This window comes from Neisseria viridiae, from assembly GCF_962747995.1.
Lineage (GTDB): Bacteria > Pseudomonadota > Gammaproteobacteria > Burkholderiales > Neisseriaceae > Neisseria > Neisseria viridiae.
Genome location: NZ_CAUJAJ010000003.1, coordinates 72,671 through 86,193, shown reverse-complemented (window position 1 = coordinate 86,193; position 13,523 = coordinate 72,671). Strand labels below are relative to the sequence as shown.

General features: G+C 51.9%; 11 protein-coding genes. 2 read left to right on the top strand and 9 right to left on the bottom strand.

What is annotated here, in order from left to right:
• Window positions 1-23: 23 nt before the first annotated feature.
• From recC to ccoN, 6 genes are all read right to left on the bottom strand, one after another.
• Window positions 24-3,233 carry an exodeoxyribonuclease V subunit gamma gene (recC, locus tag Q9J79_RS03230; protein WP_301912283.1) on the bottom strand — a complete coding sequence of 1,070 codons (3,210 nt, stop codon included), beginning with the start codon at window positions 3,231-3,233 and terminating at the stop codon, window positions 24-26.
• 100 nt (window positions 3,234-3,333) lie between these two features.
• Window positions 3,334-4,743 (bottom strand): PepSY-associated TM helix domain-containing protein, encoded by a 1,410-nt coding sequence (locus Q9J79_RS03225; RefSeq protein ID WP_301912284.1) that lies wholly within the window; start codon window positions 4,741-4,743, stop codon window positions 3,334-3,336.
• Between the two features lie 344 nt (window positions 4,744-5,087).
• Window positions 5,088-6,419: a cytochrome-c oxidase, cbb3-type subunit III gene (ccoP, locus tag Q9J79_RS03220; RefSeq protein ID WP_301912285.1), complete on the bottom strand. Its 1,332-nt coding sequence runs from the start codon at window positions 6,417-6,419 to the stop codon at window positions 5,088-5,090.
• Window positions 6,420-6,442: 23 nt separating this feature from the next.
• Window positions 6,443-6,613, bottom strand: coding sequence for a CcoQ/FixQ family Cbb3-type cytochrome c oxidase assembly chaperone (locus Q9J79_RS03215; protein ID WP_003752303.1), 171 nt, complete (start codon window positions 6,611-6,613; stop codon window positions 6,443-6,445).
• Window positions 6,614-6,617: 4 nt separating this feature from the next.
• The gene (gene ccoO / locus Q9J79_RS03210) at window positions 6,618-7,229 is read right to left on the bottom strand and encodes a cytochrome-c oxidase, cbb3-type subunit II (RefSeq protein WP_002212596.1); all 612 of its coding nucleotides are present in this window, start codon (window positions 7,227-7,229) and stop codon (window positions 6,618-6,620) included.
• A gap of 26 nt (window positions 7,230-7,255) precedes the next feature.
• Complete coding sequence (gene ccoN, locus Q9J79_RS03205; RefSeq protein ID WP_192883297.1) at window positions 7,256-8,689, bottom strand: cytochrome-c oxidase, cbb3-type subunit I; 1,434 nt, start codon at window positions 8,687-8,689, stop codon at window positions 7,256-7,258.
• A 326-nt stretch (window positions 8,690-9,015) separates the two neighbouring features.
• Here ccoN and Q9J79_RS03200 point away from each other — a divergent pair, with 326 nt between their 5' ends.
• Together Q9J79_RS03200 and Q9J79_RS03195 are read left to right on the top strand one after the other, a co-directional pair.
• Window positions 9,016-10,764 carry a M61 family metallopeptidase gene (locus tag Q9J79_RS03200; protein WP_301912286.1) on the top strand — a complete coding sequence of 583 codons (1,749 nt, stop codon included), beginning with the start codon at window positions 9,016-9,018 and terminating at the stop codon, window positions 10,762-10,764.
• A 74-nt stretch (window positions 10,765-10,838) separates the two neighbouring features.
• Entirely contained in the window at window positions 10,839-11,273 is a 435-nt protein-coding gene (locus Q9J79_RS03195) for a TIGR01244 family sulfur transferase (protein WP_301912287.1), read from the top strand.
• Between the two features lie 64 nt (window positions 11,274-11,337).
• On the opposite strand, the gene Q9J79_RS03190 is transcribed toward Q9J79_RS03195, so the two are convergent.
• The 3 genes from Q9J79_RS03190 to Q9J79_RS03180 form a co-directional block, all read right to left on the bottom strand.
• Window positions 11,338-11,772, bottom strand: coding sequence for an ExbD/TolR family protein (locus tag Q9J79_RS03190; protein ID WP_003706998.1), 435 nt, complete (start codon window positions 11,770-11,772; stop codon window positions 11,338-11,340).
• Window positions 11,773-11,774: 2 nt separating this feature from the next.
• Window positions 11,775-12,437, bottom strand: a complete 663-nt coding sequence (exbB, locus tag Q9J79_RS03185; protein ID WP_118811836.1) for a TonB-system energizer ExbB — start codon at window positions 12,435-12,437, stop codon at window positions 11,775-11,777.
• A 65-nt stretch (window positions 12,438-12,502) separates the two neighbouring features.
• Window positions 12,503-13,354, bottom strand: a complete 852-nt coding sequence (locus Q9J79_RS03180) for an energy transducer TonB (RefSeq protein ID WP_301912288.1) — start codon at window positions 13,352-13,354, stop codon at window positions 12,503-12,505.
• Window positions 13,355-13,523: the final 169 nt, after the last annotated feature.

Sequence of the window (13,523 nt, the reverse complement as noted above, 5' to 3'; positions counted from 1 at the left end):
CTTTCTATCCTGTTATGCTTTTTCTATGCTGCTCCGGCCTCTTCCTTTTTTTCCGCTGCGGCAAGCGTGTCGGCAAGCAGGCGGACGAGGTTTCCAAACAGGGGCTGTTCGAGCGGGTTTTGGCTTGCGTTGCCGAACACGAGAGCGACTTCGGTATAGTCTTTCTGCCCTTTGCTGACTTTGCTGCCGTAATAAGCGGTTTGAGCTTTTTTCAGGGCGGCTTCCCAATCTTGTTTTTGGGCAAACGCTTCGGCGGCGGCAAGCGAGGTTTTGGCAAAAAACGGCAGCGGGCGGTTTTGCCCGATATTGAAAAACGCCATCCATTCCGACAATAGCTGCAATGCCCTGCCTTGCGCGATTTCCGCCAATATTTCGGTTTCTCCGGATTGGACGATAAAGGTTTGCCGCGTTTCGGCTTCAGACGGCATAACGGCGCAAAATATCAGGTGTTCCAGCAGAAAAGCGATACGTTGCGGCGCGTTGGGTTTGCCGTAGGCGTAAAACACCTGACCGCAGCGGTACAGATTGCCCAAACTGCCTTTCAGGATTTGCCCGTCCGACGGTATGGCGTATGGGAACGGAGGCAGTTTGGGGCTGTTTAAAACCGCCGTGTCGATTTGTTTGGCAGCGGTTTGGAAGTCCTGCTGCCAAAGTCTGCCCAACTCTCCCGACGGCAGCAGGCTTTCTGCCCCGATACGGGCGGCGGTTTGGGAAAAATCTTGTCCTTCGCGGCGCGCCTCGATATAGGTTTCGGCAATTTGCTCAGCATGTTGCGGTTCGAAGGGTTCGGCAGGCTCCCAGGCTTCGCCGATATGGGGTTCGCTCCACGCAAGCTGCTGCTGAAGCCATACTTTGACGGGGTTGCGCCAGAAGCGGATAAATTCGTCCTGTCCGATTTCGGCAACAGGTTCGGCGTTTTCTACGGATTGGTCGAAAAAGGGTTGTGGCGGTTCGGGCGTTTGTCCGAGCGCGGCGGCGTAGTCGGTACGCGTGCCGAATATGCCGTCTGAACGTCCGCCTTCTTGGAAATATCGGCGCGAGAAGGCTTGCAGCGGATGCTGTTCTATCCAGTTTTGTGCAAGTTGGCGGCTACCGATGCCCGCCATAGCGGCAACGGTATCGATGAGTTCGCCCAACAGCGAAGACGGGGCAAGCTCTTCGTCTTTGCGGATGTCGCGCCCGATGTAGGACAAATACAGGATTTCACGTGCGCTGATGAGGGCTTCGAGGAAGAGGTAGCGGTCGTCATCGCGGCGGGCGCGGTCGCCTTTGGCGGGATGTTTGGCAATCAGGTCGAATACGGCGGCTTTGGTATTACGGGGAAAATCTCCGTCGTTCAAACCCAACAGGCAGATGACTTTAAAGGGCAGGCTGCGCATCGGCACCATACTGCAAAAAGTGATGCCGCCGCGTAAAAAGCCTGCCTCACTTTCGCTGTCGAGGAAGCGGCGGATGTGGCGGATGACGGTTTGTTGCGACAACTGTCCGACGAACCCAGCCAGAGTACTCTCTTCCTGCCATTTGACCCATTCGTTTTCGAGGTTTTGGACTGCCTTTTGGTCATCGGCTTCGGCTTGGAACAATATTTCAAGCAAATCCCGGCAATGCGCCACCCATTCGCCGACCGTCGCGGGCTGCCGCCATATCCGTACAATATCCGACAAGGTTTCGAGGAAGGCGGCAAAACGTCCGAACAGGGCGGTTTGGTTCACGTCGGCATACCACGCGCTGACCCCCTGCCACATCGGGTTGCCGCCTTCGGGCAGCATCCAGCCCAATATCATGCGTTCTACCGCCTGCTTCCATGTGAACAGCTGATCCGTGCCGCCGCGCATTTCTCCGTCCAAACCCCAATGGACATTCAAATCGGCAACCATATCGTGCAAAAGCGGCAAATCGTCCCCGGTCAGTCCGAAACGGCGCAACACGGGCGCGGTTTCCAAAAGCGCGAGCACTTTATCGACTTCAAATCGGCTTTCCAACAAGTCGAACAGGCATTCCAACGCGTAAAAAAACGGTTGGCGGCGGCTGATTTTCACGTCCGAAACGGAATACGGCAATGCCTGCGCGCCGGGCTGCGCCTGTCCGAACACGGCTTCGATAAAAGGCGTATAGGGTTCGATGTTCGGGGTTAATACGGCGATGTCGTGCGGCTGCCAATCTGGATGTTCATGCAGAATTTTCAACAGCTTGTCTTTGAGTATCTGCAATTCGCGCAAAGGGCTGTGTGCCGATACGATGCGTATCGAGCCGTCGTCCGTGTTGACGCTTCCCACATTTTCAGACGGCATTTTCAGGTTTTGAATATCGGTTTGCAGGGCGTGCAAAAGCGTATCGCGTCCGCCTTCTTCAAATACCGGCGTTTCGCCTTCTATTTCCATTTCGTTCAAAAAATCGAAAAAGTCGCGCCCCTGCTTGCCCAATGAGGCAAGCAGGGGATGCCCTGCCTGCGTCAGATCGGAATCGCCGCCGCCTTTGAGGATTTGCGCCGCTTCGATGACGTTGCCCCAATGCATCCCGCTCGGATTGAGTGCAAACACGAACACATCGCAATGTTCGGACAGCTTGTGCAAAAGCTGCAAATACATCGGCGCCATCGTGGAAATGCCGAACACGAAATAACGCTCAGGCAGCTTATCCTTGTCCAACGCGGCAAGCAGTTTTTCCCACAAGGCGACACGGTGCGGCGCGCTCTGCCTGCCGTCGTCGAGGTAACGCCACAGTTTGGATTGCCAGATTTCGTCGTCGCCCAAACCGAGCAGCCTGCCCTGCTGCCAAGCATCTATCCACTGGGGACGATACACGAGGTATTGGTCGAATATGTCTGCAAGCTGTCCCGCAAGCTGATAATCTGCCGATTCGCCGCTGCCCAGATAGTCTTGCAGCACATTCCTCACATCTTCAAATTCTGCCGTATTCCGGAATGCCTCGCTGCGGAACAAATCCAGCAGCCGCCAGCGCATGACTTCGGGGGCAAACGGGCTGAGTTCTGGAATACCGGGAATCAGTTTTTTCATCAACTTCCACGTCAAGCCGGCGGGCAGACTGAACGCCAAATTCGCCGCCACGCCCAAATCTCGGGCGAGGCAGGTGTTGAGGTAGCGGCGCATCCCCTGACTCTGCACAATAATCTGTTCGGGCTGTAAAGCCGATTTCAGCGGTTTGACTTTTTGAATGCGGGCAAACAGTGCCGCCAGCGTTTCAAGACGGTTGGATTGATACAGATAAAACATGATTTCGACAAAAGTTGCGGAAAAGTATTCGAGATTATATAGCCTTTCCCCCGTCCGCCTTCAAACAAAATGCCGTCTGAACGCTTCAGACGGCATCGGGTCATTTAAACCATCTCCTCAAAACAGGAATCCGCGACAGCAGCAAGGTATCCAACAGCCAAATCACGGCAATGGCAAGCAGTGCGGTCGGGAAGAGCAATGCGATTGCCAATAGCGGCAATGCCATCGCCCACCAGACAGGCAGTTTGATTTTCTGCGCCGGCGGAACCATGCCCACCGCTCCGGTCGGACGGCGTTTCCACCACATCACGCAGCCGCTGATGCCGATAAAAATGACGGCAAGGCAGAACACGACGTTCGCCAACACGCTCCACCAGCCCAGAGTACCCATATGCAGCGCAATGCTTGCCGCCATAAATTTGCCGAACGGGTTGTAATCGTCAAAGCGGATGTCAGCAAGAATTTTTCCGCTGTACTGGTCGATATGCACCGTGCGATCGGCAAACGGACTAATCATATCGTAACTCATAGAGTCTTGCGACAAAGTCCATACGCCGTCCTCGCCTTTGGGCAAATTCAGCTGATAACGCCCTTTGAAACCGATTTCCCGCGCGAAACGGTCAACGGTTTCCAATGTCATCGGCTCGTCGGGGTTAATGCCGTTTTCACCCACAGTTGTCCCTGAGACAGGCATAGGCGTAAGCTCCAAAATCCACGGCACTTCCTTAACCTTGCCGTCATTCAATACCTCGCCGTGGGTCGGCACGACTGAAACAGGGTTCGGTTCGACACCCCATTTGCCGGCCGGGAACTGACTCCAAGCCTGCACGAACTTGCCGCCCCAAATACCTGCCCAAGCAATTCCGGACAGACAGAACAACAGTAAAATCAGCGACACCCAAGTTCCAAACGCGCCGTGCAGATTCCGCCACCAAGAACGCGCCCTGCCTTTTGGCGGCAGCAGCATCGCCTTGATGCCGCGCCGTTTCACCCACCAAAGGTACAAACCGCTGATTATCATGATAATCGTCAGCGATGCAGCCGTTTCCAGAAGATAATCGCCTGCCGCACCGAGCATCATATCACTGTGGATTTCATCCATCGTGTGATACCAACCCTGATTGCGCGGCATGGTGTTGACCACTTTTGCCGTATAAGGATCGACCGCAACCATGGTTGCCTTACCTTCATTGTTGACACGGAACACAGCAACCATATCATCGGCACGCGGTGCAATATATTGGACGACGGACGAAGTCTCCGGATTAACGGCACTGCGTGCCGCTTCTGCCTGAACAGAGAGGGGCTGCACCACTGCCTGAGGGGTAATATGAATACGCTCGCCCTCCTTGCCGGTAATATTGGCAAACAGCAGCATCCCCAAACCCGTAACGGCAAGCAGGGTAAGAAAAGGCATAACCAGCAGACCGGCATAAAAATGCCACCGCCAAACGGTCAGATAACGCCGGTTATTCTGCTGACTGGCTTCAGTTTTGATTTGTGTATCCATTAATCGTCCTTTTGAAATTAGAGTTATCGTGATGATGCGCGATTATAGACAATAAAGACTAATTCTTTATGACTAAAATCAATATTTTTTGCAACATATGAAAAAAGATTCAATTTTGAAGAAACAAACCTATATGCCGTCTGAAAGCATCAAACAATGCTGTCCGACACCCAACCGCACCATTCTTTAAACCATACAAAAATATCAGTCGGTCTGACTGTTTAAGCATCAAAATCCCCACTTTCAGACGGCATAAATCAAAAACAGGATTTCCATTCAAAATAAAAAATCCGGATTCGATATGAATCCGGATTTCTGCATCCGACAAAGTCGGAAAACAACGGTTAGAACTTACCGCCTGACTGGTTGACCATATAGTCAACCGCAGCTTTAACCTCATCATCGCTCAAATCGCCGCGACCGCCTTTTGCGGGCATCGTATTGAAACCTTCGATTGCGTGTTTGTGCAACGTGTCCTTGCCTTTTTTGATGCGGTCGGCCCAGTCGGCTTTGGTGCCGACATGGGGAATACCCGGAATTGCATTGCCGTGGCAGGCGGCACAAACGGTTTCATAAACCTGTTTGCCGTCCACTTTGGCAGCAGGTGCGGCTTTTTCCTCGGCTTTAGATTCTGCTGCGGCAGGTTTGGCTTCAGAAGCGGCTTGTGCTGCTTCTGCAGGAGCAGATGCTGCGGGTTCTGCCGCCGGTGCGGGAGTCGGTGCAGGCTCGGCTTTTTTCACAGGTGCTTTGCCGTCTTTATTGGAAAGACCCCATACATAAGCAGTCATGATATGCAGTTTGTCTTTATCCAAGAAACGTCCCCACGCGGGCATTTGGCTGCTGCGTCCGTTGGTAATGGTTTCGATAATGGATTTTTGCGTACCGCCCCACAACCATACGTCATCAGTCAGGTTCGGACCCAAACCTTGAATACCTTGTCCCTTATCGCCGTGGCAGGTGAAACAGTTGGCAGGCGGACCGCTGAACAAGGCTTGTCCGCGTGCGGCACGTTCCTCATCATACTGACCTTTGGGTTTTGAAAGGGACATCACATAATGAGCAACGTCTTTCACGCCTTCTTCGCCCAAAGCAGGACCCCAAGCAGGCATAGTCGCAACACGGCCTTTTTCGATGGTCTCGTGGATTTTATCGGGATCGCCGCCCCACAGCCAATCGCTGTCAGTCAGGTTGGGGAAACCTTTAGAGCCTTTGGCATCAGAACCGTGACACTGGATACAATAAGTGTTAAACAGGTTTTGGGCGATTTGCTTGGCCTGTGGGTCTTTTGCCACTTTTTCAATCGGCATATCCGCAAACTTGGCATACAGTTTGCCGTATTGCTCATCGGCTTTTTTGACCTCTTTTTCATATTGGTTATGGCTGGTCCATTTCAGCAGGCCTTTGTAGTCGCCGACACCCGGGTACATAACCAGATAACCGATACCGAACAGCCATGTCAAAACATACAGCCAAAACCACCAGCGCGGCAGCGGGTTGTCGTATTCGGCAATACCGTCCCACTCGTGACCTGTGGTTTGTACTTCTTCGCCTTTTTTCGGGCGTTTGACAACATTTTGAGACAGCAGCAGCCAAGCCAAAGCGATAAAGCTCAGTAAGACAATGACTGCAATATATATATTCCAGAAGTTACTGGTAAATTGGGATGTTGTGTTCATTGTTTTGCTCCGTTATCACAATATTAACGGTTTTCGCTTTTCTTATCTTGCGCATCTTGGTTTTCATCAAAAATGCTGTTTGCGGCATCATCGTAATTTTTCTTATTCCGCCTGTTGAAGACGATATAGAGTACCAACAGGAAACAGATAAAGATCCATACCGTGAAAAGAGCGCGAATACCGTTAATATCCATGATGTTACCTTACGTTTTTCAAAGCCAGACCCAATCCTTGCAGATAGGCGACTACAGCATCCAGCTCGGATTTGTTTGCCAAAGCCTCAGGCGCTTTCGCAATTTCCTCATCACTGTAAGGAGTACCTACTTTACGCAAAGCCTTCATGTTGGCAACGGTTGCATCGACATCGACTTTATTGCGTGCAAGCCACGGGAATGCCGGCATATTGGACTCAGGCACGACATCACGGGGATTCAGCAGGTGGATGCGGTGCCATTCGTCGGAATAGCGGCCGCCCACACGTGCCAAATCAGGACCGGTACGTTTGGAACCCCATTGGAAAGGATGGTCGTAAACCGACTCTCCGGCAACAGAGTAATGACCGTAACGCTCGGTTTCCGCACGGAACGGACGAATCATTTGCGAGTGGCAGTTGTAACAGCCCTCACGGATGTAAATATCGCGTCCGGCAACCTGCAAGGCATTGTAAGGCTTCACGCCCGGAGCCGGCTGTGTTGCCGCCTTGGTAAAGGCCAAGGGCACAACTTCAATCAACAGACCGACACTGACTACAAGCAGCGTGAACACAATCAGAACACCGATTTTTTCTTCAGCCAATTGTTGTAATTTCATTTTGGTAGCCTATCTTTCTTAGTATTTTAGTGGTGCTGTGTTTGGGAAACCGCAGGGATTTCGGCATCGACTGCTTTACCACCGATGGCTGTGCGGTACACGTTGTACGCCATAATGCACATACCACTCAGATACAATAAACCACCTGCAAAACGAATCATGTAGTAAGGCATGGTGCGTTTTACGGATTCGACAAACGAGTAGGTCAGCGTACCGTCATCGTTCAAAGAGCCCCACATCAAACCCTGCATCACACCGGCAATCCACATCGCGGCGATATACAGAACCACGCCGATGGTCGCAATCCAAAAATGCGCCTCTACCAGTTTGGTGCTGTGCATCTGTTCTTTGCCGAACAGACGGGGAATCATGTAATAGACGGAACCGATGGTTACAAAGCCTACCCAACCCAAAGCACCGGCGTGAACGTGCGCAACGGTCCAGTCCGTATAGTGGCTCAATGCGTTGACCGTTTTAATCGACATCATCGGACCTTCAAAGGTAGACATACCGTAGAAGGACAGGGAAACAATCAGGAATTTCAGAATCGGGTCAGTACGCAGTTTGTCCCACGCGCCGGACAAGGTCATAATGCCGTTAATCATACCGCCCCAAGAGGGTGCGAACAGAATCAAGGACAGAACCATACCCAAAGATTGAGTCCAGTCAGGCAGCGCAGTGTAGTGAAGATGGTGCGGACCCGCCCACATATAGGTAAAAATCAACGCCCAAAAGTGAACGACGGACAGGCGGTAGGAATAAACAGGGCGACCTGCTTGTTTGGGGACGAAATAGTACATCATACCCAAGAAGCCGGCAGTCAGGAAGAAGCCCACGGCATTATGCCCGTACCACCATTGAACCATAGCATCAATCGCACCGGAATAGACAGGATACGACTTCATCAACCCTGCCGGGATGCTGATATTGTTGACGATGTGCAAAAGTGCGACCGCCAAAATAAAGCCGCCGTAGAACCAGTTGGCAACGTAAATGTGTTTTACCTTGCGTTTGGCAATCGTACCGAAGAATACGATGGCGTAAGCCACCCAAACCAAAGTAATCAGAATGTCGATCGGCCATTCCAGTTCGGCATATTCCTTACCTTGAGTCCAACCCATAGGGAAGCTGACGGCGGCGGCAACGATTACCGCCTGCCAGCCCCAAAAGGTAAATGCCGGCAGCCAGCCGCCGAAAAGACGGGTATTACAAGTACGTTGGACAACGTAGTATGATGTGCCGATCAGGCCGCAGCCGCCAAATGCGAAAATAACCGCATTAGTGTGCAGCGGACGCAGGCGGCCGAAGTGGAACCAAGGTCCGATATTAGACAAATCGAGGGCGGGAGCAAACAGTTGGGCTGCGACGATAACGCCGACCAACATGCCCACGATACCCCAAACTACAGTCATGATGGCGAACTGGCGCACCACTTTGTAGTTGTAAGTTTGTGTGTCCATGAGAGTCTCCATGAATTATGGGAATAAAAATTTTTTATCCTGCCCACCTTTGCGACCTCTTAAGGTACAACTTGGGCAAGCGTAATTTTTTCTAAATTTAACATATCTGCTTTCTTACGCCAAGCAGAATTACATTTGCAACATAAAGGAAAATTTTTCTTAAATTCATTCTTATTATATATAAATCATATTATTACAATAAATTACAACCAGTTTGACATTGCTTTGTTTTTCAAGCCCCCTTTTTTGTAACACTTTATTGATGTAGATTAAGCTGCATTTTAAAGACATTTTATCAATAATATTTAACGATATATTTAATAGCCATGATTAATTATAAAATTGCCCTCTCCCCTCTAGACCACGAGTGGCACATCCTGCTGACATTTGTGCAAGATAATGATATTCCTGTGGAAATAAGCCTGCCAAACTGGGTGCCGGGCAGTTATCTGATTCGGGATTTTTCCCGCCACATCACTTCTATCCATGCATCCTGCAACGGCACGTCCATGCCGCTCGAACAAATTGCAAAAAACCGCTGGCACGCTGACGCCGTACGCGGCGAGTGGCAAATCCGCTACACCGTATATGCATTCGATTTGTCGGTTCGAGGTTCTTTCCTGACAACAGAACGCGGTTTTTTTGACGGATCGTGCCTGTTTTTGAAAGTCGAAGGAACGGAAACGCTGCCGCACCGCTTGAAATTGACGGGCATTCCACCCGAATGGCGTATTGCCACAACGCTGCCGGAAACAGGGAGGCTTGTCTTTCAGACGGCATCTTATGCCGAATTGATTGACCGACCTGTCGAGATGGGCTTGATTGAATTTTTAGATTTTGAGGCGGCAGGCATTCCGCACACGATTGCCTTAAGCGGCATCTATCCCGATTTCGACCGCGACAGGCTGGTTTCGGACATCAAAAAAATCTGCGAAACAGAACTGGCAATATTTTCCTCCCCTGCCCCGTTTCAAGAATATTTGTTCCTGCTCCACGTCGGCGACCATATTTACGGCGGTTTGGAACACGCCGACAGCACCGCCCTGCTCGCCGACCGCCACAGCCTTCCGCTGTTCGATATGACCGATGCCGACGATGCCTACACCACATTGCTCGGACTTTTCTCCCACGAATATTTTCACGCGTGGAACGTCAAATCCATCAAACCTGCCGCGTTCGTCCCTTATGACCTCGACAAAGAAAACTATACCGAACAACTATGGGCATTCGAAGGCATTACATCCTATTACGACGATTTGTTTTTGGCACGCAGCCGCACCATCTCGCCCAAATCTTATTTAAACCTGCTGGCACAAGGCATTACGCGCGTACAACAAACCCGCGGCCGTTTGAGGCAGACCTTGGCAGAATCGAGTTTTACCGCGTGGAACAAATTTTACAAACCGGATGAAAACAGCCCCAACGCCATCGTCAGCTACTACCAGAAAGGCGCGCTTGCCGCATTGTGCCTTGATCTGATAATACGCAACCGAAGCAACGGCAGACATTCTCTCGATACGGTAATGGACAAACTCTATCGGGAGTGGAGGGATACGCACGCAGGCATTCCGGAAAAACACTGGCAAATCCGCTGTCAGGAAATAACCGGCTTGGATTTGGAAGATTTTTTCCAAAAAGCGTTATACAGCACCGAAGATTTGCCACTTGCCGAATGCCTGGCAACCGCAGGCGTGGGACTGACCTTCCTGCCTCTTCCCCGACAACACGGCGGCGGATATGCGGAACACATCTGCCCCGTCCCGCCGACGGGCGATTTCGGCGCACGTTTCAAACAAAACGCCGACCACATCGTCCTGACCCATGTCTTCAACGGCGGCAGCGCAGAATCTGCGGCACTGTGCCCGCAAGACAAAATCATTGCTTTAGACGGTTATGCCTGCACCGACTTTGCCGCACAATGGGCCCGATACCACGTCAATGCAAAAATCAATATCCACTTCTTCCGTGCAGGCATATTGCGTCAAACCGTCTTGACGGTTCAGGCAGCGGCGGCGGATACTGCCATCCTGCATATCACAGACCGGAACCTGTTGGAAAACTGGTTGTTCGGTTAAACTTTCAGACGGCATTGCACACAAAATGCCGTCTGAAAAACAACCGCAAGGCAAAGCAAAGGAAAGGAAACAAAATGGCCATTCTGAAACTTGACGAACATCTCTATATCTCCCCACAACTGACCAAAGCCGATGCGGAACAAATCGCGCAACTGGGCATCAAAACCGTCATCTGCAACCGCCCTGACCGCGAAGAAGAATCGCAGCCCGACTTCGCCCAAATCAAACAGTGGTTGGAACAAGCAGGCATTACCGGATTCCATCACCAACCCGTTACCGCCCGCGACATCCAAAAACACGATGTCGAAACCTTCCTCCAACTCATCGGACAAGCCGAATATCCCGTCCTTGCCTATTGCCGAACCGGTACGCGCTGCTCCCTCCTGTGGGGCTTCCGCCGAGCGGCAGAAGGTATGCCGGTTGATGAAATCATCCGCCGCGCCCAAGCGGCAGGCGTAAATTTGGAAAACTTCAGAACCCGTTTGGAAGAAGCAGCCGCCAAACCATAAAACCGGACGACACAAAAATGCCGTCTGAACAGTTTTCAGACGGCATTCGTTCAAACGTCAAACTTTATTGCGCCTTGGTTTCGGTTACAAAACCGATTTTGGTAATCCCTGCCTGACGGGCGGCCTCCAACGCTTTGTTCACATAATCGTATTCCACCGCCTTATCTGCCGCAATGGCCACAATCACGTTTTCATTCTGCTCCTTGGCGGCTTTCAGACGGCTTTCCACTTCCCCGATTTCCACTTTGCTTGCAGAATCCCCGCCGACATAATAGCCGCCGTTCGCATCAATCGTCAGGCGCAGGGGGTCTTTAGGCTGTTTGTCCTGCTTGTTTGCCTGCTCGGACGCGGTCGGCAGTTCCAAAGGGATGGAATGCGTCAGCACCGGCATAGTAATCATAAACACAATCAGCAACACCAGCATCACGTCCACCAACGGCGTAACGTTGATGTCGGACATCGGAGAATCGTCGCCGGAATTCATCGAACCAAATGCCATAATCAGCTATCCTTTTGATTAAGCAGGCGGACGTGCAAATCGTGCGCCATCGCATCCAAATCCTGAGCCAGTATTTTCGTGCCGCGATTGAGGAAGTTGTATGCCAACACCGCCGGAATCGCCACGAACAGGCCAGCCGCCGTCGCCACCAATGCCTCGCCAATCGGGCCGGCAACCGCCGCAATGCTCATCTGTCCGCTTTGCCCGATATTGATCAGGGCGTGGTAAATCCCCCAAACCGTGCCGAACAGCCCGATAAACGGCGCGGTCGCGCCGATGGAGGCAAGCGCGGTCATCCCGTAATCAAACCGGCGCATAATCTGCGCCATACTGTTGCGGATTTGAATGACCAAATACTCGTTCAACGGCAAAGCCTGCGCCAGTTCGGACGCTTCGCTCCGGCGGTAGTTGCGGTAAGACTGCAACGCCTCTTGCGCCAGCTTGGACAAAGGCGCATCGACGGCGCGCACTTTTTCGACCGCGTCGTTCAGCGACAAAGTATCGCGCATATGCCGTTTGACGGCGGCATTCCCTTTGCGCGCCCGATACAGCTTGATGCAGCGCAAGACAACCAGACACCACGTTACGATACTCATCAGCAGCATCAACACAAACACACCGATCAGGACGGGATCGCCCGATTCAAACACTAATTTCAAATTCATAATGATTCCAACACTGAAAAAACCAATCAAACATCCAAGCTGCCGCAAACCGCTGCGGCAACCGCCTAATTCAATTCAAACTTGACGGGGACTTTAAACTCCGTCCAAGCATTGGCTTGAAAATGCCCGTTTTGCGCCGCCTTGCGTGCCGCATTGTCCAAACGGGAAAAACCGCTGCTTTTCACCACTTTGACGGACTCGACATGACCGCCCGGAGAAACCAAAACGCTCAAAACAACCGTACCCTGCTCGTCATTTTCCATAGAAAGCGCGGGATAGGCCGGGCGCGGGATGCTGCCGTTGGCGCGTAAAGGGTTGCCTTTGCTGCTGCCGGCACCGGTTCCGCCGCCGCTGCCGCCACTTCCTTCCCCGTGTTCGCCTTTGGCTCCGCCGCTTCCTTTACCGCCGCCTTCTCCGCGCCCCGTTCCGTCGCCTTTGGTACCGGTTCCCTTACCTTCCCCATTGCCCTGCTCGCTGCCGGCTTTGGCAGAAGCATTGCCGGAATGTTCGGCAGGTTTTTCAGACGGCTTTTCTGCCGGTTTTTCCGCCGGTTTCGGGGCAGGCTTCGCTTCCGGTTTGGGTTCGGGCTTCGGTTTTTCTTCGGGTTTCGGCTTTTCCTTGGGCTGCTGAATATCTGCATCCGCCTTTTTTGTAACCACCGGCTTCAAAACCGGCTTGGGCGGCTCGACAGGTTTGGGCGGCTCGGGCTCGGGTTGCGGTTCGGGCGCGGCAGGCGCGCCTGAGCCTTCGGGTGCGCCGTCCCCTCCGCCAAAGTCGCCCAAATCGACAAATTCAATAACATTGCCTGACTCTATCACGGGCAGCTTGTGCGCCTGCCAGAGCAATGCCACCATTGCCAAATGCAGCAGTGCGACGGAAAACACGACTGCGGGGGTTAAAATTCGTTCTTTATCCATAATTCGGGCATAATAATAGCAACAATTCCTATTTGCAACCTATTTTTATTATTTACCTTTATCTGAATACTGTTTTCATATTATTAGAATCCATATTAAAACAATATGTTATGACAAATTATCAGATACCGGCAGACAAACGGAGCAGATCTGCCTGTTTTCCCATTCC

What these genes read in the sequence shown, in the direction of transcription:
- recC (WP_301912283.1), bottom strand. Translation starts at nt 3,233, where the DNA reads ATGTTTTATCTGTATCAATCCAACCGTCTTGAAACGCTGGCGGCACTG.
- Q9J79_RS03225 (WP_301912284.1), bottom strand. Translation starts at nt 4,743, where the DNA reads ATGGATACACAAATCAAAACTGAAGCCAGTCAGCAGAATAACCGGCGT.
- ccoP (WP_301912285.1), bottom strand. Translation starts at nt 6,419, where the DNA reads ATGAACACAACATCCCAATTTACCAGTAACTTCTGGAATATATATATT.
- Q9J79_RS03215 (WP_003752303.1), bottom strand. Translation starts at nt 6,613, where the DNA reads ATGGATATTAACGGTATTCGCGCTCTTTTCACGGTATGGATCTTTATC.
- ccoO (WP_002212596.1), bottom strand. Translation starts at nt 7,229, where the DNA reads ATGAAATTACAACAATTGGCTGAAGAAAAAATCGGTGTTCTGATTGTG.
- ccoN (WP_192883297.1), bottom strand. Translation starts at nt 8,689, where the DNA reads ATGGACACACAAACTTACAACTACAAAGTGGTGCGCCAGTTCGCCATC.
- Q9J79_RS03200 (WP_301912286.1), top strand. Translation starts at nt 9,016, where the DNA reads ATGATTAATTATAAAATTGCCCTCTCCCCTCTAGACCACGAGTGGCAC.
- Q9J79_RS03195 (WP_301912287.1), top strand. Translation starts at nt 10,839, where the DNA reads ATGGCCATTCTGAAACTTGACGAACATCTCTATATCTCCCCACAACTG.
- Q9J79_RS03190 (WP_003706998.1), bottom strand. Translation starts at nt 11,772, where the DNA reads ATGGCATTTGGTTCGATGAATTCCGGCGACGATTCTCCGATGTCCGAC.
- exbB (WP_118811836.1), bottom strand. Translation starts at nt 12,437, where the DNA reads ATGAATTTGAAATTAGTGTTTGAATCGGGCGATCCCGTCCTGATCGGT.
- Q9J79_RS03180 (WP_301912288.1), bottom strand. Translation starts at nt 13,354, where the DNA reads ATGGATAAAGAACGAATTTTAACCCCCGCAGTCGTGTTTTCCGTCGCA.